The sequence below is a fragment of the Rhodovibrio sodomensis genome (assembly GCF_016583645.1).
In the GTDB taxonomy this organism is placed as follows: domain Bacteria; phylum Pseudomonadota; class Alphaproteobacteria; order Kiloniellales; family Rhodovibrionaceae; genus Rhodovibrio; species Rhodovibrio sodomensis.
The window spans coordinates 52,269-72,355 of sequence record NZ_NRRL01000027.1 but is presented as its reverse complement, the minus strand read 5'-3'; the positions used below and the strand labels follow the sequence as shown (position 1 = coordinate 72,355).

Here is a 20,087-nt window from a genome sequence, read left to right as displayed (position 1 = left end):
CTATGGCCTCGGCTGACTTCTCCCGGTCCATCGGAAACCGTCGCCGGTCTCCTGCCCCGGCTCGCCCGGGGAAACCGAGAGACCTCCCAGGGTAAGACACTGATCCTTCATGCGGTCGCCGCCGGATTTACCCGCGCGCGCTCCGGGTGGCTATCGGGCGTCCCCGTATGTCGCCGGGTTACCCGCACGCGCTGGCCTCGTATCCGGTTCCTGTGCGTCGGCCCCGCACTTTGCCTCCGGCTTCTTCCCCACGCCGCCTCGCGGCGACGCAGTTGCCTTCGGCTATCGCTTCCCGCCACCAGGGCCACGAAGAGGACTTTCACCTCCAAGATCAGTGCCGTGCCTGGCACACAAAAAGGGCCCGCCGGGGACGACCCGGCGGGCCCGAAGGTGTCGTCCACGGCGTGCGTGGACCGGCCAGCGGTTACGCGCCGCCGCCCTGCACCTTTCGGATGGTCTTGACACCGCCATCCTCGGTGAAGGTCCAGTGCGCGATGATGCCCGGCACGTCGCCGTTTTCATCGAAGTCGTGCGGGCCGGCGGCACCTTCGTAGTTCACCTCGTTGCCGTTCTTCAGCGCCTCGAGCGCCTTGGCCCACTCGCCGGGCCCGACCTCGACGCCCGGCGGGTTGGCGACGTCGTGCAGGGCGTCGCGGACCTTGGCGCCGTCGGTCGTTCCGGCCGCCTGCATGGCGAGCGCCAGCAGATAGGTGGCGTCGTAGGCGGTATCGATGAACGGCTTCGGCGGCAGGTTGCCGTAGGCCTTCTCGTAGGCCTTCGTGAAGTGCTTCGCGCCGGCGGTATCGAACGCGGTCGGCGTGGAGCCGATCGTGTCCGCCAGATACTGGCCGCCGATCGCTTCCACGACCTTCGGCGTCTTCATGCCGTCGGTCATGATGAACTGATCGAAGTAGCCTTCCTCGAGCGCCTGCCGCAGGATGGTGATGCCGTTCTGGGGATAGCCGACGAGCAGCAGGGCTTCCGGGTTACCGTCGGCGGCGTTGGACAGTTCGCCGCGGTAGGATGCCTTGCCTTTCTCGTAAGGCAGCATGGCCGTCACCGTGCCGCCGCGCTTCTCGAACTGCTTCTTGAACACGGTGGCGAGGCCCTCGCCGTAGGCGTTGTTCACGTACATCGCAGCGACGCGCTCAAGGCCCTCGTCGGCGACGATGTTGCCCAGGACCACGCCTTGAAGCTGGTCGGACGGCACGGTGCGGAACAGGTAACCGTTGTCCTCGAGGTGGGTGATCGTGGGCGAGGTCGAGGCGTTCGAAATTTGCGGCACGCCGGCCTGCGACGACACGCTCTTGGCGATCGGGATGGTCACGCCGGAGGACAGCGCGCCCACCAAGCCGGCGACGCCTTGCACGTTCACCAGCTTCTTGGCGGCATCCACGCCGGCCTGTGGGCTGGTCCGGGTGTCGGCGACCGACAGACCGAGCTCCTGGCCGAGCACGCCGCCCGCATCGTTGATCTCCTGGACCGCGAGTTCGACACCCTTGGTGTCGCTCTCGCCGAAGTCCGCGAGGTCGCCGGTCAGCGGCATCACGGCGCCGATCTCGACGTCCTGAGCCGCGGCCGGACTGGCCGCTGCGGCGCCCGCCATCAGGGCGGACAGCGCAATCCCTGTCAGACGTTTGTACATGTCGCTCCCTCTCGCTTGTCGTTGCTTACCTGGGTTGCCTCCCTAGGCCCGCCTGCCAACGGGGCCGGGCGGTGGGTGGCCGGCGTGCGCCGGGGATCGGCGGGCGCGACCGGGCCAATCAAGCCGCGACCCCGTCATTGGCGGCGACCGGCGCCCGGCGACGTGCCGGGAGCTGGCCGTTGCCACCTTAACAGGTAGCCGGATGAAATGTCGTCCGGGCAAGCCTGCTACGCAAGCCCTGCGTAGCTGGAGGCGCGTGCCGCGGCGGTGCGGTCGGCGGGCGCGGGCAGGGACGCGGCGGCCCGTGGGGCGCCTTTCAGTGCCGGGTCTTCCGGCCCAGACCGATGTCCTTGGCGAACGCGGAGCGCTGCTCGGCGTAATTTGGGGCGACCATCGGATAATCCGCGCTCAGCCCCCACTTAGCCCGGTACTCTTCAGGCGTCATGTTATGGTTGGTGCGCAGGTGGCGCTTGAGCATCTTCAACTTCTTGCCGTCTTCCAGGCACACGAGATGGTCCGGCTGGATCGACTTCTTGATCGGTACTGCGGGCTGCTGCGGCGGCTTGGCCGGCGCGGTGCCCAGTTGCGACAGGCTGGCATGCACCTCCCCGATCACGCGCGACAGATCCTCCGAGCTCAGCGCATTCTTGCGCAGGTAGGCGACGACGATCTCGGTCGTCTGGTCCATCAAGTCGCGGCGGTTGGCGTGCTGGCTGTCGGCGCTCACGTCGGAATCCTTCGCTTGCCCTAGACGGCCCGGAATGTGTCCGTTCTTTCGAAAGAAAAGTCAACGCCTTTCCGAGTCCAAGCAATGACGCCTTGTTGGTCTTGGCCGCACACGCCGGGCGGGCGCGTGATCCGGCATCGGCCGCGGCGTTGCCGCCCGGTCGGGCCTCCCGCGAGCGCCCGGCTGCCGCCGGTCCTGCAAGCGATACCTGGGGGCGGCCTTTTACCCGGGCGCGAGATGTGGTAGAGACATGTCAGTTATCGCTGACGAAAACCCGGGACAGACACCGTTTTATGACCGACAGCGGAACCCTCGCCGGACAGGTGGTCGCGGTCGCCGCCGACCACGCTGGCGTGACGCTCAAGGATGCGCTTGCCGACGACCTCCGCGCCGCCGGCGCGGAGGTCGTCGACCTCGGCACCCGCGGCACGGAATCCGTCGACTATCCGGACTACGGCGCGGCGATGGCCGAGGCGATCGCCGCGGGACGCGCGCCCGCCGGCGTGCTGGTTTGCGGGACCGGGATCGGCATCTCCATCGCCGCCAACCGCAACCCGGCGGTGCGCGCGGCGCGCTGTGCCAACACCACCGACGCGCGGCTTGCCCGGCAGCACAACGACGCCAACGTCCTGGCCCTCGGCGCACGGACGACCGGCGTCGAGGTTGCCGCGGATTGCGTGCGCGTCTTCCTGACCACCGCGTTCGAGGGCGGGCGCCACCAGCGCCGCGTCGATAAACTGGCCGGCCGTTGATCCGCCGGCGCTGCCGCCCGCGGCGGCCGGCGTGGCCGAGGCGGGCCAAGGCGCTTCCCGGCCATCGGACGGCGTCCGCGCGGCAGAACAAAGCCCGGCGATCGGACGTTATGTAAAGCTGCAACGACGGCTTCAATCGAGGACACGACATGACCGCTAACAGCAACGCCGCACAGGACCAGCAGGCCCCCGACGGTTTCTTTACCGACTCCCTGCAAGACAGCGATCCCGACCTGTTCGGATCGATGCAGAAGGAATTGTCCCGGCAGCAGAACCAGATCGAACTGATCGCCTCTGAGAACATCGTATCCAAGGCGGTGCTCGAGGCGATGGGCTCGGTGCTGACCAACAAGTACGCCGAGGGCTATCCCGGCAAGCGCTACTACGGTGGCTGCGAGTTCGTCGACGTCGCCGAGGAACTGGCGATCGACCGCGCCAAGAAGCTGTTCGGCTGCGCCTATGCCAACGTGCAGCCGCACTCCGGCGCGCAGGCCAACCAGGCCGTCATGCTGGCGCTGCTGAAGCCGGGCGACACCATCCTCGGCATGTCGCTGTCGGCGGGCGGCCACCTGACCCACGGCGCGGCCCCGAACCTGTCCGGCAAGTGGTTCAACGCCGTGCAGTACGGCGTGCGCCAGGACGACGGGCTGATCGACTACGACGAGGTCGAGCGGCTGGCGGTGGAGAACAAGCCGGCGCTGATCCTGGCCGGGGGCTCCGCCTATCCGCGCCACATCGATTTCAAGCGGTTCCGTGAGATCGCGGACAAGGTCGGCGCCTGGTTCCAGGTCGACATGGCGCACTTCTCCGGCCTGGTTGCCGGCGGCGTGCACCCCAATCCGCTGGAACACGCCCACGTCGTCACCTCGACCACCCACAAGACGCTGCGCTGCGCGCGCGGCGGCATCGTGCTGACCGACGACGAATGGATCGCCAAGAAGATCAATTCCGCCGTCTTCCCGGGTCTGCAAGGCGGGCCGCTGATGCACATCATCGCCGGCAAGGCGGCCGGCTTCGGCGAGGCGCTAAAGCCCGAGTTCCGCCACTACAGTCAGCGCGTGGTGGACAACGCCAAGGCGCTCGCCAGCCGGCTGATGGAGCACGGCCTGGATACGGTGACAGGCGGCACCGACACACACCTGACGCTGGTCGATCTGCGGCCCAAGGGCATCACCGGCAAGGCGGCCGAGGAATCGCTCGATCGCGCCGGCATCACCTGCAACAAGAACGGCGTGCCGTTCGACCCGGAGAAGCCGGCGATCACCTCCGGCATCCGGCTTGGTACCCCGGCGGCGACGACTCGCGGCTTCGGCCCGGAGGAGTTCCGCCAGGTCGCCGATCTGATCGCCCGCGTGCTTGACGGCCTGCGCGACAATCCGCAGGACAACAGCGCGGTCGAGCAGGCGGTGAAGGCCGACGTGCAGGCGCTCTGCGCGCGCTTCCCGATCTATCCGGAGGCCGCGCAGACGGCCTAGGGCAAGGCGCTGAAAGCAAGAACCAGCCGGCAGTTGGTCTTGCCTTGACAGTCGGGAGTTGGGGCGGAAGTCAGCCTTTACGCAGTTCGCTCCAACCAGCGTTGGGGCAGGGCGGCGCGGTCCGTTCCAGCGGACCGCGCCGCCGGGCTCGACGACCACCGACGCACGGCTGGCTCAAGCGACGGTCGGCGGCGCGCCAGGACAGGATGCAGCAAGGTGGCAACACCTCTCTGCTGGCTCTGGCTCCGCTCTAGCGGCAACGAAAGCCGAAATCGGCCTCGACGACCATAACAACGCGCCGGTCCAGGACGGGTCGGCAGACACCGAAACCGGCGGGGTGCCAGCCCCGGCCGGCGGAACCAGAAAAGCGGGTGCGGGGGAATGCGCTGTCCTTTTTGCAGCAACGACGATACGCAGGTTAAGGACTCGCGTCCGACCGACGACAATCAGGCGATCCGCCGGCGCCGGCACTGTCCGAACTGCGGCGCACGCTTCACCACCTTCGAGCGGGTGCAGCTGCGCGAACTGACGGTGGTCAAGGCCAACGACAAGCGCGAGCCGTTCGACCGCGACAAGCTGATGCGCTCGATGCAGATCGCCTTGCGCAAGCGCCCGGTCGATCCGGAGCGCCTGGAGCGGGTGGTCAACGGCATCGTCCGCCGGCTCGAAAGTTCCGGGGAAAGCGAGATCCCGGCCAAGCTGATCGGCGAAATGATCATGGACGCGCTCGCCACCCTGGATCAGGTGGGCTATGTCCGCTACGCGTCGGTCTACAAGAATTTCCACGAGGCCCGGGATTTCGAGACCTTCGTTGGCACCCTCGAAGGCGACCAAGACAACGCCTAGCCCCGCGCCATCGGGCGCGGCCGACGCCGCCTGGATGCAGGGCGCCCTGGCGCTCGCCCGCCGCGGGCTCGGGCGCGTGGCGCCAAACCCGGCGGTCGGCTGCATCCTGGTGCGCGACGGCCGCGTGCTCGGCCGCGGCTGGACCCAGCCGGGCGGCCGCCCGCACGCCGAGACCGAGGCGATCCGCCGCGCCCAGGCCGCGGATCCCGACGGCGCGCGCGGCGCCATCTGTTACGTCACCCTCGAACCCTGTGCCCACCACGGCAAGACGCCGCCGTGCGTCGACGCCCTGATCGACGCGGGCGTCGCGCGCGTCGTGGCGGCTTTGGAAGACCCGGACCCGCGGGTCGCCGGGTTCGGCCTGCAGCGCCTGCGCGACGCCGGGATTGCGGTCGAGACGGGGATCGAGGCCGAGGCCGCGGCCGAGCTCAACGCCGGCTACCTGCTGATGCGCCGGCAGGACCGCCCGCTGATCACGCTCAAGGCCGCGACCACGCTGGACGGCCGGATCGCCACCCACCGCGGCGAGAGCCAGTGGATCACCGGGCCGGGCGCGCGCGCCCGCGGCCATCTGCTGCGCGCCCGGCACGACGCGGTCATGGTCGGCAGCGGCACGGCGGTGGCCGACGACCCGGCACTGACCGTGCGGCTGCCGGGCATGGACGCCTATCGGCCGCTGCGTGTGGTGCTGGACGGCCGGTTGCGGCTGCCGCTGACCCACGCGCTGGTACGCGACGCGGGCCAGACCCCGACGCTGCTGCTGACCCGGCGCGACGCGCCTGCGGACCGGCTGGACGCCTACCGCGAGGCCGGCGTCGAGGTGGCGCCGCTGCCGACCGATGCGCACGGTGCGCTGTCGCTGACGGCCGCCCTGCACGAACTGGCCGCGCGCGGCCTGACCCGCGTGCTGGTCGAAGGCGGCGGCCAGCTGGCCGCCGGTTTGCTGCGGTATAACCTGGTCGACCGGGTCGTCTGGTTCCGCAGCCCGCGCGTGATCGGCGGCGACGGCATCCCGGCGATCGCCGGGTTCGGGCTCGACCGGCTGGCCGACACGCCGACGTTCCGGTGCGTGGGCGCGACGCCGCTGGGCGACGACGTCATGGAAAGCTACGTCCGGGTGGCCTAAATCCTCACCGACCCTTACCCCCAGCCCGTTCTTGGCCTAGGTTCCCGTCCGCCATGTTTACCGGAATCGTCACAGACGTGGGCCGCGTCCGCGCGGTTCAGCGCCCGCCCGATGGGGAAGCAGGAGATCTCCGCTTCGTCTTCGAGACCTCCTACGACCCAGCGAGCCTCGACCTCGGCGCGTCGGTCTGCTGTGCCGGCGTCTGCCTGACGGTGGTGGAGACGCACGCCGGCGGCTTCGCCGTCGACGTGTCCGCGGAGACGCTGTCGAAGACCACGCTGGGCGCGCTGGACGAAGGCACGCCGGTCAATCTCGAGCGCTCGCTTCGCCTGGGCGACGAGCTTGGCGGGCATCTGGTCTACGGGCACGTCGATGCGATCGCCCAGGTGGTCGAGGCCTACCCGGAAGGCGATTCCTGGCGCTACGTGGTCGAGCTGCCGTCGGACCTCGCGAAGTACGTGGCGCCGAAAGGGTCGATCGCGCTCGACGGGGTGTCGCTGACGGTCAACGAGGTCGACGGCAACCGCTTCGGCGTGAACATCATCCTGCATACCCGCGCGGTGACCACCTTCGGCGCGCGGGCGGCGGGCAGCAGCCTGAACTGCGAGATCGACATGCTGGCACGCTACGTCGCGCGCATGCTCCAGGCCGAGCGCGAGGACAGCCGATGACCGACCAGCCCCCGACCGGTAACCGCGCCTCGGGCGCTGCCGGGAGCGCCCAGGCGCGCAACACCGCCTTCCACGAGCTGAAGTCGCCGCCCGCCGACATCATCGACGACGCCCGAAACGGGCGGATGTTCATCCTGGTCGACGACGAAGACCGGGAGAACGAGGGCGACTTGGTGATCCCGGCCCAGATGGCGACGCCCGAGGCGATCAACTTCATGGCCAAGTACGGCCGTGGCCTGATCTGCCTGGCGCTGACCGGCGAGCGGGTGGAAGAACTCGGCCTGCCGATGATGGCCCGGCGCAACGAGGGGCGCTTCTCCACCGCCTTCACCGTCTCGATCGAGGCGCGCGAGGGCGTCTCCACCGGCATCTCCGCCCCGGACCGCGCGCACACGGTCGCCACCGCGATCGATCCCGAGAAGGGGCCGCGCGACATCGAGACGCCGGGCCACGTGTTCCCGCTGGCGGCACGCGATGGCGGCGTCCTGGTGCGCGCCGGGCACACCGAGGCCGCGGTCGACATCGCCCGGCTGGCCGGCCTGAACCCGTCCGGCGTGATCTGCGAGATCATGGCGGACGACGGCACCATGGCCCGGCGCGACGACCTGGTGCAGTTCGCCCAGTACCACGGGCTCAAGATCGGCACGATCGCCGACCTGATCGCCTACCGGCGCAAGCACGACCGGATCGTCCAGCGGATCCACGAGACCACGCTGCACAGCGCCCACGGCGGCACGTTCAACATGGCGGTCTACGTCAACACGGTCGCCTACACCGAGCACGTCGCGCTGTGGACCGGCGACATCGCCGACGGGAGGCCGGTGCCGGTGCGCATGCACGCGCTGTCGATCCTGGACGACGTCCTGGGCGACCGGCACGGCGGTAAGGTCGGCGAGCTTGCCACCGCCATGCGGATGATCGGCGAGGAGGGCCGCGGCGTCGTCGTGCTGCTGCGCGAGCCGACGGCGACCGCGCTGTCGGATCGCCTGCGGGCGCGCGAGGGCGAGGCCGGCGGTGAGGCCGGCGAGATCCGCGACTACGGCGTGGGCGCGCAAATTTTGCTGGACCTCGGCGTCAGCGATATGATCTTGCTGTCGAACAGCCGCCGCACGGTTGTTGGGCTGCAGGAGGGCTACGGCCTGCGCATCGTGGACCAGCGTCCGATCCCCCACGGCAGCGACGGCGCGGCAGGCTAGGCCTGTATCCGCTGTCATAACTTGTCCCCGTAACCCGCTGATCCCAGGACCGAACCGGCCATGGCCGACGCGCCCCACATTCTGATCGTCGAAGCCCGCTACTACGAGGACGTGGGCGAGCATCTGTTGAGCGGCGCGGTGACGGCGCTGGAGACCGCGGGGGCGACTTACGAGGTGGTCCGCGTGCCGGGCGCGTTCGAGATACCGACCGCGATCCGGATCGCGGTGCGCTCGCTCGACTTCTACGCCGGCCGGCCGCGCCCGGACGGCTACCTGGCGCTGGGCTGCGTGATCCGCGGGGAGACGACGCACTACGACTACGTCTGCCAGGAGAGCGCGCGCAAGCTGCAGGACATCGCCGCCGAGCACTGCCTGGCGCTGGGGTACGGCATCCTGACGGTGGAGAACCACGAGCAGGCGATGGCGCGCGCCGACGTCAACCGCAAGAACAAGGGCGGCGAGGCGGCCGATGCCTGCCTGCAGATGCTGCAGGTCAAACGGCGCTTCAACCTGTACCCGCGCTGACGCCCGCGGCCCACGTGCCGTCCGTGACCCAACGCGAGACGCCGTCCGCCATGCTCGAGACAGAGGAGAGTTACGTGAGCGCGAACGCCGACAGCCGGCCCCAGAGGCCCGGCGCGAAGGGTCCCGGACCGGACCGCCGTCGGCAGGCGCGGCTGGCCGCGGTGCAGGCACTCTACCAGGTCGAGTTGGGCGAGATGACCGCCGACCGCGTGGTCACCGAATTTCTGGAATACCGGCTGGAAGAGACGATCGACGGCGTGCAGCTGGGCCGGATCGACCGCGGCCTGTTCGGCGACCTGGTCAAGGGCGTGGTGGCGCACCGGGCGGATCTGATCGACTCTTTGAGTGGTGCCCTTGCCGCGGGCTGGAGCTTCGAGCGGCTGGAGCGGCTGCTGCAGATCATCATGATGTGCGGCCTGTTCGAGCTCGCGCACCGGCCGACGACGCCCGCGCGCACGGCGATCCACGAGTATGTCGACCTCGCCAAGGCGTTCTTCGACGACCGGGAGCCGCGGATGGTGAACGGCGTCCTGGATCACATGGCCCGCACACTCCGCCCGGAAGAGCTCGGCGACCGGCCGGCCGGCGGCACCAAGGCGGGCGACGTCTAGGCCGCCATGCGGGGCGAGTTCGAGTTGATCGCACGCTACTTCGCCCCGCTGGCAGCGGGCACCGACGGCGCGTTCGGCCTGCTCGACGATGCCGCGGTAATCCCGCCGCTGCCCGGCCGCCACCTGGTCTACACCAGCGATACGATCGCCTCCGGCGTGCACTATCTGCCGGACGACCCGGCGGACGACGTCGCGCGCAAACTGCTGCGGGTGAACCTGTCGGATCTGGCCGCGATGGGCGCCCGGCCGGAGGGCTATCTGCTCAACACCGCCTTCCAGCCGGACGTGCAGGAAGACTGGATCGCCGGCTTTGCTGCCGGGCTTGCCGGCGACCAGGACAGCTACGCCGTCCGGCTGTGGGGCGGCGACACCACGCGCACGCACGGCGCGACCGTGCTGTCGCTGACGGCCGTGGGGTCCGTCCCGCAGGGCCGCTGCCTGCGCCGGGCCGGGGCGCGCACCGGTGACAATATCTACGTCTCCGGCACGATCGGCGACGCGGCGTTCGGCCTGAAGGCGGCGCAGGGAGAGCTGTCGGATGCGCTGGACGAACCGGCGCTGGCGACGCTGATCGACCGCTACCGCCGGCCGCGTCCGCGGGTGGCGCTTGGGCAGGGGCTGCTGGAGCGCGGTCTCGCCACGGCCGCGCTCGACATCTCCGACGGGCTGGTGGCCGATCTCGCGCATCTGTGCGCCGCGTCCGGCGTGGCTGCTGAGGTGACGGCCGCGGCGGTGCCGCTGTCGACTCCGGTTCAACGGCTCGTCGAGGGCGATTCCAGGGCGTTATCGACCGCACTTACAGCCGGGGACGATTACGAGTTGGTGTTCGCGGTGCCGCCGGGCCGGCAGGACGCGGTGTTGGCGCTTGCCCGGGAGCTGGATCTGCCGCTGACCCGGATCGGTCAGCTGCGGGCCGGCAGCGGCGTTGCGGTGCGCGGCCCGGACGGCGAGCTGCTCGAGACCGGTGCCGCCGGCTGGCAACATTTCTGATCCGTCGTCCGCAGCTACATGCAGGTCAAAAATAACGATGTATGGGCCTCTTAGCGTATTTCGCTGACCCGTTGTCGCAAGCCGGCGGCGGCCGACAGGTTAACACCTTGGCAACCGCTGAGCCCTTATGGTCCGCGCGCTGCGCGACCTTCCGATCGTTTTCCCGGTGGTTTAATGCTTCGTATCCTATTGCTTTGCCTCGTCGTCCTGCTGGTTGCGGGCGGCGGCACCGCCGGCTGGTGGTTTGGCCTGCGCGGTGAGCCGTTCCCGTTCGCGAGTGCCCACGCCTCGGAAGGCGATCCAACCGAGTCGGCGCCTGAGAGCTGGTTCGTCGAGCTGAACCCCCTGACCTTTCCGGTGATGCGCGACGGGCAGGTGCGCGAGCTGGTGACCTACGTCGTGCAACTCGAAGTGCCCGACGAAGCCGCCGAAGCCGCCGTTAAGGCGCGCGCGCCCGCGCTGCGCGATGCCATGTTGAGCGAACTGCACGGCCTGTACGCCTACCGCTTCATTCACGAGCGCTCCGACAAGATCCCGCTGGTCAAGCGCCACCTGCATGCGGCCGCGCAGCGTGAGGTTTCGGTCGACGTGCGCGCGGTCCTGTTGAAGAGCCTGGACACGCGGCCGCAGCAGGCACGGCGCCGGTAACCGCGACGGCGGCGCGGGAGCCGGCTGCCGAGGCTTTCCCATCGGGCGGCCTTGGCTTAGCCTCCGGCGCCATGGCCCCGTCCCGAACCATCGCCACCGTGTCGATCCTGGCCTTGTGCCAGGCGCTCACCATGACCTGCAGCGCGCTGGTGATCTCGATCACCGCGCTGGTCGGCGCGGAGCTGGCGCCGCGCCCGGGGCTCAGCACGCTGCCGCTTGCCCTGCAGTTCGTGGCGCTGATGTCGGTTAGCCCGGTCGCTTCGCTGTTCATGAAACGCTTCGGCCGGCGCGCCGGCTTCACCCAGGGATCGCTGATCGGGATCGCCGGCGGGATCGTCGGCGTGCTGGCGATCCAGCAGCACAGCTACGCGCTGTACTGCCTGGCGGCGGTTTTGACCGGCGGCTTTCTGGCGCACGGTATGTACTACCGCTTCGCCGCCGCCGACGCGGTCGAACCGGTCTGGCGCAGCCGCGCGATCTCGCTGGTGATGGCGGGCGGCGTGCTGGCGGCCGTCCTGGGCCCGCAGATCGCCAATCACGCCCGCGAGCTGATCGCCGACGCCGCGTTCGCCGGCGGCTATCTCGCCATTGCGGGGCTGTGCGCGCTCGCGCTCCTGTTCGTGCAGTTCATCCAGATCCCCAAGCCGAGCGCGGAAGAACGGCGCACCGGCGGCCGGCCGCTGAGCCGGATCGTGCGCCAGCCTGCGCTGTTGATGGCCGTGTTCTGCGGCATGGTCGGCTACGGCGCCATGAACCTGATCATGGCGATCACGCCACCCGCGATGATCGGCCACCAGCACGCGTTTGGGGATGCGGCGATGGTAATCCAGTGGCACGTCTTCGCCATGTTCGCACCGTCGTTCTTCACCGGCCATCTGATCCACCGGTTCGGTGTGCGCCCGGTGATGGCGGGGGGCGCGCTCGCGATGCTGGGCGCGGTCGCGATCAACGTGTCGGGGATCGGGGTGGCCTATTTTGCGGCCGGCCTGGTGCTGCTCGGCCTGGGCTGGAACTTTCTGTTCGTGGGCGGTACCACCCTGGTCACCGAGTTGCACGACACGGCCGAGAAGGCGAAGGTTCAGGCGTTCAACGACGTCATGGTGTTCGGAACGGTGGCGGTGACGGCGCTTTTGTCCGGGGTGTTGTACGACGCGCTGGGCTGGACGGCCGTCAATCTGGTCGTGGTCGCGCCGCTGGCGCTCGCGCTGGGCGCACTCGCACTGGTGCCGCGCGCCGGCCGGGAAGACGCCGCGGAGGCGGCGGACTCCGGTCCAACGGCGGATTCACCCGCCCGGTCGTGAACGCTGGCAACTGTCTTAGAACGCGAACGCGTGGTCAGCGGGTCGGGTCGGGATTGCCGATTTGACCGCTTCCAGGCGCGTTGTTGAACCGGCCAACGTTGCCCAGCAGCTGCTGGATCACCGAGAGATCGCGGCCCTCGGTGGGCGTCTGGCGGTCCACCGGATCGATGTTCTGGGCGTCGGTCATGGTGTACAGCTTCTTGCCGGTCAGGCGGTCCTGTTGGTCGAAGGTCAGGACCAGAACGTTGCGTTCCCGGATGGTCGGATCGAAGAACGCGAACTGCGTCTGTTTCTGGCCGATGTAATACCAGGTGCTGTCCTGGAAGCTGGAGCGCACCGACGGCGGGCCGAGCAAATTGACCACATCCGTGCGGCCCTGCTTGCCGGGTTCGATCCGGGCGATTTCGCTATCTTTCGGCAGGTTGCCGTGGACCTGCACCGGAAGCTCGCACCCGGCGAGCGCCAGGGCGGCCACTCCGGCGAGGCTCAGATGACGCAGCCGACGCACTTTTGCAGGTTGGCGCATGGCGGCCCGAATGTCCTTCAATCCGTCTCGATCGCGTGCGTGCTTGATTACCCTCGCTGCCGCGCCCATTTCAAGCCCCGCGGCCGGGGCGGACGTGCAAGCCGGGCCGATCCCGGATCACCCCATGCCCAGAACGCCATGCCCAGAACGCCGCGTGGAACGCATCGTATCGACCGGAACACCGCATGAAGCTCGCCCAACTGTTGCGCCGCTGGCGTCCGGAGGCCAAGCCCGCCGCCGAGCTCTACGCCCAGGCGGTCGCGCAGGCGCGCCAGCCCGGTTTCTACACCGATCTGGAGGTGCCGGACACGCTGGACGGGCGGTTCGAGCTGGTCTCGCTGCACGTCTACCTGATCTTGCGCCGGTTGCGCGCCGACCATCGCCGAACAGCGCGCCTGGCGCAGGCCGTGTTCGATCGGATGTTCGAGGACATGGACGGCAGCGTGCGCGAGTTGGGCGCCGGCGACCTCGGCGTCGGCCCGCGCGTGAAGAAGATGGCGCGCAACTTCTACGGCCGGATCAAGGCCTATGACGCCGGGCTCGACGGCAGCCGCACCGACCTGAGGGAGGCGCTGCGCCGCAACCTCTACGGCAACGTGGACGCCGTGACCGACGCCACGCTCGACACGGTGGCCGGCTACATGGTGCGGACGGACGCCGCGCTCGCCGAGGCGGGGCTGGAGACGCTGATGCAGGGCCGGGTGGAGTTCGGCCAGTTCGCCCCGGTGCCGGGCGCGGATGCCGAACGGCCGGACGGCGGCACGGCGGCCTCACCGGCGAAAACGGCCTGACCCGGCGGTTCGCCGGGCACGTGAAAAGCGATTGACCCGACGGTCACCGCACGCCTATCGTCCCGGCCGCTCAAGCGCCGGTAGCCGAGGCGCGCCGCGACGCTCGCCGTGCCGCGGCACAGCCGGCGCAGCCGCCAGGCAGGAGCCATGACCCAGCACACCCGCGACAGCATCGAGTTCTCGCGCAAGCTGCGCCTGGACAAGCTGGCCGGCGGCCCGGTCGAGCGCAGCCTGGAGGCGAAGCCGGAGGAGTGCCGGCAGCTGTGCGCGCGCCTCGGCTTGGACGGCCTGTCCGCCCTGACCGGCACGCTGAGCGTGTCGCGGCTGATCGACAGCCCGCTGATCAGGGTCGAAGGCAGCTTTGCCGCGCACGTCCGGCAGACCTGCGTGGTCAAGCTGGAGCCGTTCGACGCCAAGGTCGGCGAGAGCTTCGTTCAGCTGTACACGCTGGATCCGGCGGCGGCGGAGGCGGAAGAGGGCGAGGTCTTCGTCGCGCTGGAGGAAGACGACACCCCCGAGCCGCTGACTGGCGACAGCCTGGACCTGGGCGAGGTGCTGGCCGAGCAGCTCGCGCTCGCGCTCGATCCGCACCCGCGCGCGCCGGACGCCGAGTTCGATCCGGCACGGTACGGCGTCGCGCCGGACGAGGACGAGGAACCGGACGACACCCCCTTCGCGGTGCTGCGCCAGCTGAAACGGGATGGCTAGGCGCCCGGTGGTTCCGTCCCGCGAGCGCTTCGGTCGACCGATCCGCCGCACAGCCGGAAGACACAGCCGGAAGACGGGGAAACGCGGCTTTGACGCGGGCTTGTCGGGGCCGATCTTTTTGTTTAAGACGCGGCTTCCAGCCCGAAGCCGCACATGGATGTGAGACGAAGGACGAATCATGGCCGTTCCGAAGAAAAAGGTGTCGAAGTCCCGGCGCGACAAGCGCCGCTCACACCACGCGCTGAAGTCGCCCGCCTACGTGGTCGACCAGGACAGCGGCGAGTATCGCCGGCCGCACCATGTCGATCTGAAGACCGGCATGTATAAGGGGCGCGAGATCCTGGAGCCCAAGGACAAGTACTAAGCCCCCGACGCTTCGTCGGTGGCTGTCACGACCCGGCGCTTATGGCGGCGCACGGCCACCACGGCCGTGCGTCCGCCGCGCCGGCACCGCTGTCTTCCGGGATTGCGCCTGAGATCGACAGGACGCCGCGGCGTCCCGGCCCGGCGCACAGCGAGCCCGGCTTAGTCACACGACGGCACCCGCGCGGCAAGGTACGCCTGCCCGCGCCGGTGATGAGGCGGAGGTAGGTCGTAGTTGAGCGATCGCCTGACCATCGCACTGGACGCCATGGGCGGTGACCACGCGCCGCGCATGGTGCTGCGCGGTGCGAACCTTGCCCGCAAGCGTCACCCCCAGGTGCAGTTCCTGGTGTTCGGGCGTGAGCAGGATGTGCACCCGTACCTGGCGAAGATGAAAAAGCTGCGCCAGGTGACCACGCTGGTGCACTGCGAGGATGTCGTCTCCGACAGCGAGAAGCCGTCGACGGCGCTGCGCAACGGCCGCAACTCCTCGATGCGTCAGGCGATTCAGGCTGTCCGCGACGGCAAGGCGGACGGCGTCGTCTCCGCCGGCAACACCGGGGCGCTGATGGCGATGTCGAAGATGCTGATGAAGATGCTGCCGGGGATCGACCGGCCGGCGATCGCCAGCTTCTTCCCGACCCAGGTCGGCGAATCGGTGATGCTCGACCTGGGCGCGAACGTGCAGTGCGACGCGCAGAACCTGGTCGACTTCGCGATCATGGGGAACGCCTTCTCGCGCACCGTCCTGGGCACGATGGAGCCCAGCTACGGCCTGCTGAACGTCGGCGCCGAGGAGCGCAAGGGCCACGAGGCGCTGTGGGAAGCGCGCGACCGCCTGAACGAGATCAAGCTGCCCGGCCGGTTCCACGGCTTCATCGAGGGCGACGATATCGCCAAGGGCACGGTCGACGTGATCGTGACCGACGGCTTCACCGGCAACGTCGCGCTCAAGGCCGCGGAGGGCACCGCCAAGCTGATCGGCAGCTATCTGAAAAGTACGTTCAAGTCGTCCATCTTCGCCCAGCTGGGCTATCTGCTGGCCCGCCGGGCCATGCAGAAGCTGCGCAAGCGCACCGATCCGCGCCGCTACAACGGCGCGATGTTCCTCGGCCTCAACGGCATCGCGGTGAAAAGCCACGGCGGCACCGATCCGGTCGGCTTCGCCAACGCGATCGGCGTGGCGGTCGACCTGGCGCGCGGCGGGTTCTTGGAACGCATCCGGGCCGATCTGGGCCAGCTCGACCGGGCCGTCGGCGCGTCGCGCAACGGCACGTCCGGCGCCCAGGCGGCGGCAGGCTGATGGCGACCCGGTCCCGGATCATCGGTTGCGGCGGATATCTGCCCGAGCGGGTTGTGACCAACGCGGAACTGGCGCGCCGGGTCGACACCTCGGACGAGTGGATCCGACAGCGGACCGGGATCCAGGAACGCCGGATCGCAGCGGCGGACGAGAACACCTCCGACCTCGGCACCGCCGCCGCGCGCACCGCGCTTGAGCGCGCCGGGGTCGACGTCGACCAGCTCGATCTGATCATCGTCGCGACCGCCACCCCGGACGAAACCTTTCCCGCGACCGCGACGACCATCCAGGCCCGCCTGGGCATGACCCGCGGCGCGGCGTTCGACGTGCAGGCGGTCTGCACCGGCTTTGTCTACGCGCTCGCGGTCGCGGACAACTTCCTGCGGCTGGGGCAGGCGCGCACCGCGCTGGTGATCGGGGCCGAGACCTTCTCGCGCATCCTCGACTGGGAAGACCGCACGACCTGCGTGCTGTTCGGCGACGGCGCCGGGGCGGTCGTGCTGCAGGCGCAGGAGACCGACGGCCATACGCCGAGCGGCGTGCTGTCCACCCACCTCTATTCCGACGGGCGCCACCACGACGCGCTGTACGTCGACGGCGGCCCGTCGAGCACGCAGTCGACCGGCCAGTTGCGCATGGAGGGGCGGGAGGTGTTCCGCCACGCCGTCGTGCGCATGGCCGAGGCGATCGACGCCGCCCTGTCCGCCAACCAGCTGGGCGCGAGCGACGTCGACTGGCTGGTGCCGCACCAGGCGAACATGCGGATCATCGAGGCGACCGGCAAGCGCCTCAACCTGTCGCCGGAACGCGTGGTCACGACCGTCGATCGGCACGCCAACACCTCCGCCGCGTCGATCCCGCTCGCCCTGTTCGAGGCGGTCGAGGACGGTCGTATCCAGGAAGGCGATTTGGTGCTGCTGGAAGGCATGGGCGGCGGCTTCACCTGGGGCAGCGCGCTCGTCCGCTGGTAGCCGTACGCCCGGTCGTACCCGCGCACGTACACCCGGGCGCACATCAAGTGCGCCCCTCAGATCGTTCGTTTTTCTGTACTTTTCCGGGTGAAGCTGGGCGTTTCGGCTTTGACGGGTCAGCACCGCTGCATTACCCTTTGAGTTACCCGAGAAATTGCCGGGCCGAAAACGCTGGGGGACGTTGGATGGCGGAGAAGACCCTAACCCGCGCCGATCTGTCGGAAGCGGTCTATCAACAAGTTGGCTTGAGCCGGAACGAGTCGGCCGCGTTGGTCGAAACCGTGCTGGACGAGGTCTCCGACGCGCTGGTGCGCGGGGAGCCGGTCAAGATCTCCTCGTTCGGCAGCTTCGCCGTGCGCAAGAAGGGCCGGCGGGTCGGCCGCAACCCGAAGACGGGGGAGGAAGTGCCGATCCTGCCGCGCCGGGTGCTGGTATTCCGCGCCTCGCACGTTCTGCGCAACCGGATCAACGCGGTCTATAAGCAGCTGGTCAACGCCTGACGCGCGGCGCTGTCCGGTCCGTCGCGACCGCTTTCAGCCGCGCGCGCAAGTTCCTGGAACGCCATGGCCGCCAACCGCACCGCCAGCAAGTCCGCCGCCGCCTTCCGGACCATTTCGGAGGTCTCGGACGAGTTGGAAGTGCCGCAGCACGTTCTGCGCTTCTGGGAGACCAAGTTTACCCAGGTCCGGCCGATGAAGCGCGGCGGCGGCCGGCGCTATTACCGGCCCGAGGACATCGAGCTGCTGCGCCGGATCCGCGACCTGCTGTATTCCGACGGCTACACCATCAAGGGCGTGCAGAAGCTGCTGCGCGAGGGGCAGGTCAAGCCGCCCGCGCACGAGGAGGCGGTCGCCGAGCAGGAGCGTGCGGGCGCCCCGCCGCCGGTCAACGGCAGCGCGCAGGAAGTCGACCCCGCGCCGGAGGCGACCGCGGCCGCGCAGCCCTCGGGGCCGGGTACGACGATGCAGCGCTCGCAGGCCTCGGCCCGGCGGCATCCCCGAACCGGCCGCCCCGAGGGCCCGGCGGCGCGCGCCGCCACGGCGACCGGGCCGGCCGGCCCGACCGGCCCGACCGGCAGTGCCGCGCGCCACACCGAGTCGCGCGCGCCGACCCACGGCTCGACCGACCAGGCGGCGCCGTCGACGCTCGCGGAGGCCAGCCTGAGCGACCAGCAGCGCGAGACGATCCGCAGCGTGCTGGAAGAACTGCGCGCCGCCCGGGCCGAGCTGAAGCGCCGCACCGGCGACTGAGCGGGGGCGCCACCGGTCCCGCCGGCTCCGGAGGGCGGCGCGGGCCCCCGAAACCGGCACCGACGCGTCATTGCGTGACACCGCGCAGGCCGCTATAACGACCGCCACACGCGGCGCCGCACCGTCCCCATCGGCGCCCAGACGGTTCGGAGCGTGGCGCAGTCTGGTAGCGCATCCGGCTGGGGGCCGGAAGGTCGCAGGTTCAAATCCTGCCGCTCCGACCATTTTCGTTCACACAGACGTCAGTGATCTCCGTGTTGGTTTGGTGGCGCCTGCACAGCGCGCCGAAGAGGTTTTCATTCACGGGTGATCGGCACTCTGCGCGCGCAAGACGCACCGGAACAGAGCGGGCGGCATGACGGTGCACCCGGCGTTCGAGTGCACCGTCTGGATGCCCGTTTACTGTGAGAGGGTGAAGGTTACCGGTAGGGAATCGATGCCTGGCTGTTCGAAGCCGCTGTTCAGATTAAAGCACCAGCGTCCGCCGGTATCCTCGCCACTGAAGTATGTCGTCGTGTTGCCGGTTGAACCGGTAGCTTGAGCCCCGATGGTCGTTTTCGAGAGGGCCCCTGTCCGTGGATAGTGCCAAATGGTCACATTGGCATTATTCACGTCAAAGCCGTCGACCTTAAGCTGGTCGACGGTGTCATAGGTCCCGAAGCGACGTGTCACATCCTGGTTCGAGAGCTCGATCGAACTTTGGGTCGGGGAACAGACGTGTCCTGTCTGGTTGGGTGTGATCGAAGACTGCCGGATGTCGATGGTCGCCGGGGCCTGGACGCTAACGTTCACGCTGTCGGTGTCGGCGACTTGGTTGTTCTTGATGCCCTCGGCCGTAGCCGTGAAATCCTGGTACAGGACCTTTGTCACGGATCCGTTCAAGTTCCTTGTTGGTCCCACATTCAGCTTTGGAATAGAAATCTGGTCAACGTCTTGACCGCTATAGTTGAAGCGGACGTTATCGCCGGCGGTCGCGTTCGTAGTCTGCGCACTAATGCTGACCTTCGGCATCGGGGGCGGCGAGACCTGTAAGCGAACTTGATCGCCCGGCGTCGTTGGTTGATCGATATGTGTCTTCACAGTAAGCGTATAGGTCGTGTCTTGCGACGGGCTGACCGGCGCTTGGTCGGAAGCGCCAGCGTTTGCGCGGATCGTATTGCTTGATCCGGCACGCACGTTCGCAGATTTAAAGTTGCCGCCGGTGATCTGCCAACTCAGGTCGGAGGTCTCTCCGCGGACAACGGGATTGGGACTGGCCGATAGGTTGGCCTGTGCAGGTTGCACCTCGTTAATGGTTAACACCGCGGTACGTGCCACGTTGCCATTGAAGTCCTCGGCGATCGCGCGCAACTGGATCTGGCCTGTGTCCTCGGCGAACGCTGGTCCGGCCCCGACCAACAATCGGTCTTTCGGAGTGTCCCGCGACCCTGTCTTAACGACCGTGCGGGCATCGGGCTGCCCCGTGGACGTCAACTGTCCGCCAGAAATTGCATTGATTTCCAAGCGTTTGACGCCGCCATCGTCGTGACCATGCGCATTTCGGCGAATTCGCCCGGGTGTTTCGGCTGAAACCGCCCACCCGGTTCGGTGAATCCGCCCACCCTGTGCGGGTCGCATGAGAGGTCGGGGCGCGGGCCTTCTCGTTACAGCTTACGGGTGTGG

General features: G+C 68.8%; 22 protein-coding genes and 1 tRNA gene. 19 read left to right on the top strand and 4 right to left on the bottom strand.

What is annotated here, in order from left to right:
• Window positions 1–424 precede the first annotated feature (424 nt).
• Window positions 425–1,645 carry an ABC transporter substrate-binding protein gene (locus CKO28_RS11785; protein WP_200340972.1) on the bottom strand — a complete coding sequence of 407 codons (1,221 nt, stop codon included), beginning with the start codon at window positions 1,643–1,645 and terminating at the stop codon, window positions 425–427.
• Between the two features lie 316 nt (window positions 1,646–1,961).
• Window positions 1,962–2,333, bottom strand: coding sequence for a Ros/MucR family transcriptional regulator (locus CKO28_RS11780; RefSeq protein WP_200340979.1), 372 nt, complete (start codon window positions 2,331–2,333; stop codon window positions 1,962–1,964).
• A gap of 332 nt (window positions 2,334–2,665) precedes the next feature.
• On the opposite strand from CKO28_RS11780, the gene rpiB reads away from it, so the two are divergent.
• The 11 genes from rpiB to CKO28_RS11725 all read left to right on the top strand — a co-directional run bounded on the left by rpiB (window position 2,666) and on the right by CKO28_RS11725 (window position 12,513).
• Window positions 2,666–3,124, top strand: a complete 459-nt coding sequence (gene rpiB / locus CKO28_RS11775; protein ID WP_200340971.1) for a ribose 5-phosphate isomerase B — start codon at window positions 2,666–2,668, stop codon at window positions 3,122–3,124.
• A gap of 149 nt (window positions 3,125–3,273) precedes the next feature.
• The gene (gene glyA, locus CKO28_RS11770; protein WP_200340970.1) at window positions 3,274–4,599 is read left to right on the top strand and encodes a serine hydroxymethyltransferase; all 1,326 of its coding nucleotides are present in this window, start codon (window positions 3,274–3,276) and stop codon (window positions 4,597–4,599) included.
• Between the two features lie 381 nt (window positions 4,600–4,980).
• Window positions 4,981–5,445: a transcriptional regulator NrdR gene (gene nrdR / locus CKO28_RS11765; RefSeq protein WP_200340969.1), complete on the top strand. Its 465-nt coding sequence runs from the start codon at window positions 4,981–4,983 to the stop codon at window positions 5,443–5,445.
• A gap of 34 nt (window positions 5,446–5,479) precedes the next feature.
• Window positions 5,480–6,571: a bifunctional diaminohydroxyphosphoribosylaminopyrimidine deaminase/5-amino-6-(5-phosphoribosylamino)uracil reductase RibD gene (gene ribD, locus CKO28_RS11760; protein WP_200340968.1), complete on the top strand. Its 1,092-nt coding sequence runs from the start codon at window positions 5,480–5,482 to the stop codon at window positions 6,569–6,571.
• A 53-nt stretch (window positions 6,572–6,624) separates the two neighbouring features.
• Entirely contained in the window at window positions 6,625–7,242 is a 618-nt protein-coding gene (locus tag CKO28_RS11755; RefSeq protein WP_200340967.1) for a riboflavin synthase, read from the top strand.
• On the top strand, window positions 7,239–8,438 hold the full coding sequence (gene ribB, locus CKO28_RS11750) for a 3,4-dihydroxy-2-butanone-4-phosphate synthase (RefSeq protein WP_200340966.1): 1,200 nt from the start codon (window positions 7,239–7,241) through the stop codon (window positions 8,436–8,438). Before CKO28_RS11755 ends, ribB begins: the two co-directional genes overlap by 4 nt.
• Before the next feature lie 60 nt (window positions 8,439–8,498).
• Window positions 8,499–8,963, top strand: a complete 465-nt coding sequence (locus tag CKO28_RS11745) for a 6,7-dimethyl-8-ribityllumazine synthase (RefSeq protein ID WP_200340965.1) — start codon at window positions 8,499–8,501, stop codon at window positions 8,961–8,963.
• Between the two features lie 50 nt (window positions 8,964–9,013).
• On the top strand, window positions 9,014–9,574 hold the full coding sequence (gene nusB / locus CKO28_RS11740) for a transcription antitermination factor NusB (protein WP_200340964.1): 561 nt from the start codon (window positions 9,014–9,016) through the stop codon (window positions 9,572–9,574).
• A 6-nt stretch (window positions 9,575–9,580) separates the two neighbouring features.
• Window positions 9,581–10,564 (top strand): thiamine-phosphate kinase, encoded by a 984-nt coding sequence (gene thiL / locus CKO28_RS11735; protein ID WP_200340963.1) that lies wholly within the window; start codon window positions 9,581–9,583, stop codon window positions 10,562–10,564.
• Between the two features lie 174 nt (window positions 10,565–10,738).
• The gene (locus tag CKO28_RS11730) at window positions 10,739–11,212 is read left to right on the top strand and encodes a hypothetical protein (protein WP_200340962.1); all 474 of its coding nucleotides are present in this window, start codon (window positions 10,739–10,741) and stop codon (window positions 11,210–11,212) included.
• Between the two features lie 71 nt (window positions 11,213–11,283).
• Window positions 11,284–12,513, top strand: a complete 1,230-nt coding sequence (locus tag CKO28_RS11725) for an MFS transporter (RefSeq protein WP_200340961.1) — start codon at window positions 11,284–11,286, stop codon at window positions 12,511–12,513.
• 34 nt (window positions 12,514–12,547) lie between these two features.
• Here CKO28_RS11725 and CKO28_RS11720 read toward each other — a convergent pair whose 3' ends face one another.
• Complete coding sequence (locus CKO28_RS11720; RefSeq protein WP_200340960.1) at window positions 12,548–13,039, bottom strand: outer membrane protein assembly factor BamE; 492 nt, start codon at window positions 13,037–13,039, stop codon at window positions 12,548–12,550.
• 185 nt (window positions 13,040–13,224) lie between these two features.
• On the opposite strand from CKO28_RS11720, the gene CKO28_RS11715 reads away from it, so the two are divergent.
• From CKO28_RS11715 to CKO28_RS11680, 8 genes are all read left to right on the top strand, one after another.
• Window positions 13,225–13,830 carry a ubiquinol-cytochrome C chaperone family protein gene (locus tag CKO28_RS11715; RefSeq protein WP_200340959.1) on the top strand — a complete coding sequence of 202 codons (606 nt, stop codon included), beginning with the start codon at window positions 13,225–13,227 and terminating at the stop codon, window positions 13,828–13,830.
• 147 nt (window positions 13,831–13,977) lie between these two features.
• Window positions 13,978–14,538 carry a YceD family protein gene (locus tag CKO28_RS11710; RefSeq protein ID WP_200340958.1) on the top strand — a complete coding sequence of 187 codons (561 nt, stop codon included), beginning with the start codon at window positions 13,978–13,980 and terminating at the stop codon, window positions 14,536–14,538.
• A 178-nt stretch (window positions 14,539–14,716) separates the two neighbouring features.
• On the top strand, window positions 14,717–14,902 hold the full coding sequence (gene rpmF, locus CKO28_RS11705) for a 50S ribosomal protein L32 (protein ID WP_200340957.1): 186 nt from the start codon (window positions 14,717–14,719) through the stop codon (window positions 14,900–14,902).
• A gap of 234 nt (window positions 14,903–15,136) precedes the next feature.
• Window positions 15,137–16,204 (top strand): phosphate acyltransferase PlsX, encoded by a 1,068-nt coding sequence (gene plsX / locus CKO28_RS11700; protein WP_200340956.1) that lies wholly within the window; start codon window positions 15,137–15,139, stop codon window positions 16,202–16,204.
• Window positions 16,204–17,175, top strand: a complete 972-nt coding sequence (locus tag CKO28_RS11695) for a beta-ketoacyl-ACP synthase III (RefSeq protein WP_200340955.1) — start codon at window positions 16,204–16,206, stop codon at window positions 17,173–17,175. The genes plsX and CKO28_RS11695 overlap by 1 nt, the downstream gene beginning before the upstream one ends.
• A gap of 185 nt (window positions 17,176–17,360) precedes the next feature.
• Window positions 17,361–17,675, top strand: a complete 315-nt coding sequence (locus CKO28_RS11690; protein WP_200340954.1) for an integration host factor subunit alpha — start codon at window positions 17,361–17,363, stop codon at window positions 17,673–17,675.
• A gap of 63 nt (window positions 17,676–17,738) precedes the next feature.
• Entirely contained in the window at window positions 17,739–18,425 is a 687-nt protein-coding gene (locus CKO28_RS28425; protein ID WP_242480504.1) for a MerR family transcriptional regulator, read from the top strand.
• A 147-nt stretch (window positions 18,426–18,572) separates the two neighbouring features.
• Window positions 18,573–18,649, top strand: a tRNA-Pro gene (locus CKO28_RS11680).
• Between the two features lie 175 nt (window positions 18,650–18,824).
• On the opposite strand, the gene CKO28_RS11675 is transcribed toward CKO28_RS11680, so the two are convergent.
• Entirely contained in the window at window positions 18,825–19,928 is a 1,104-nt protein-coding gene (locus tag CKO28_RS11675) for a hypothetical protein (RefSeq protein ID WP_200340953.1), read from the bottom strand.
• Window positions 19,929–20,087 lie beyond the last annotated feature (159 nt).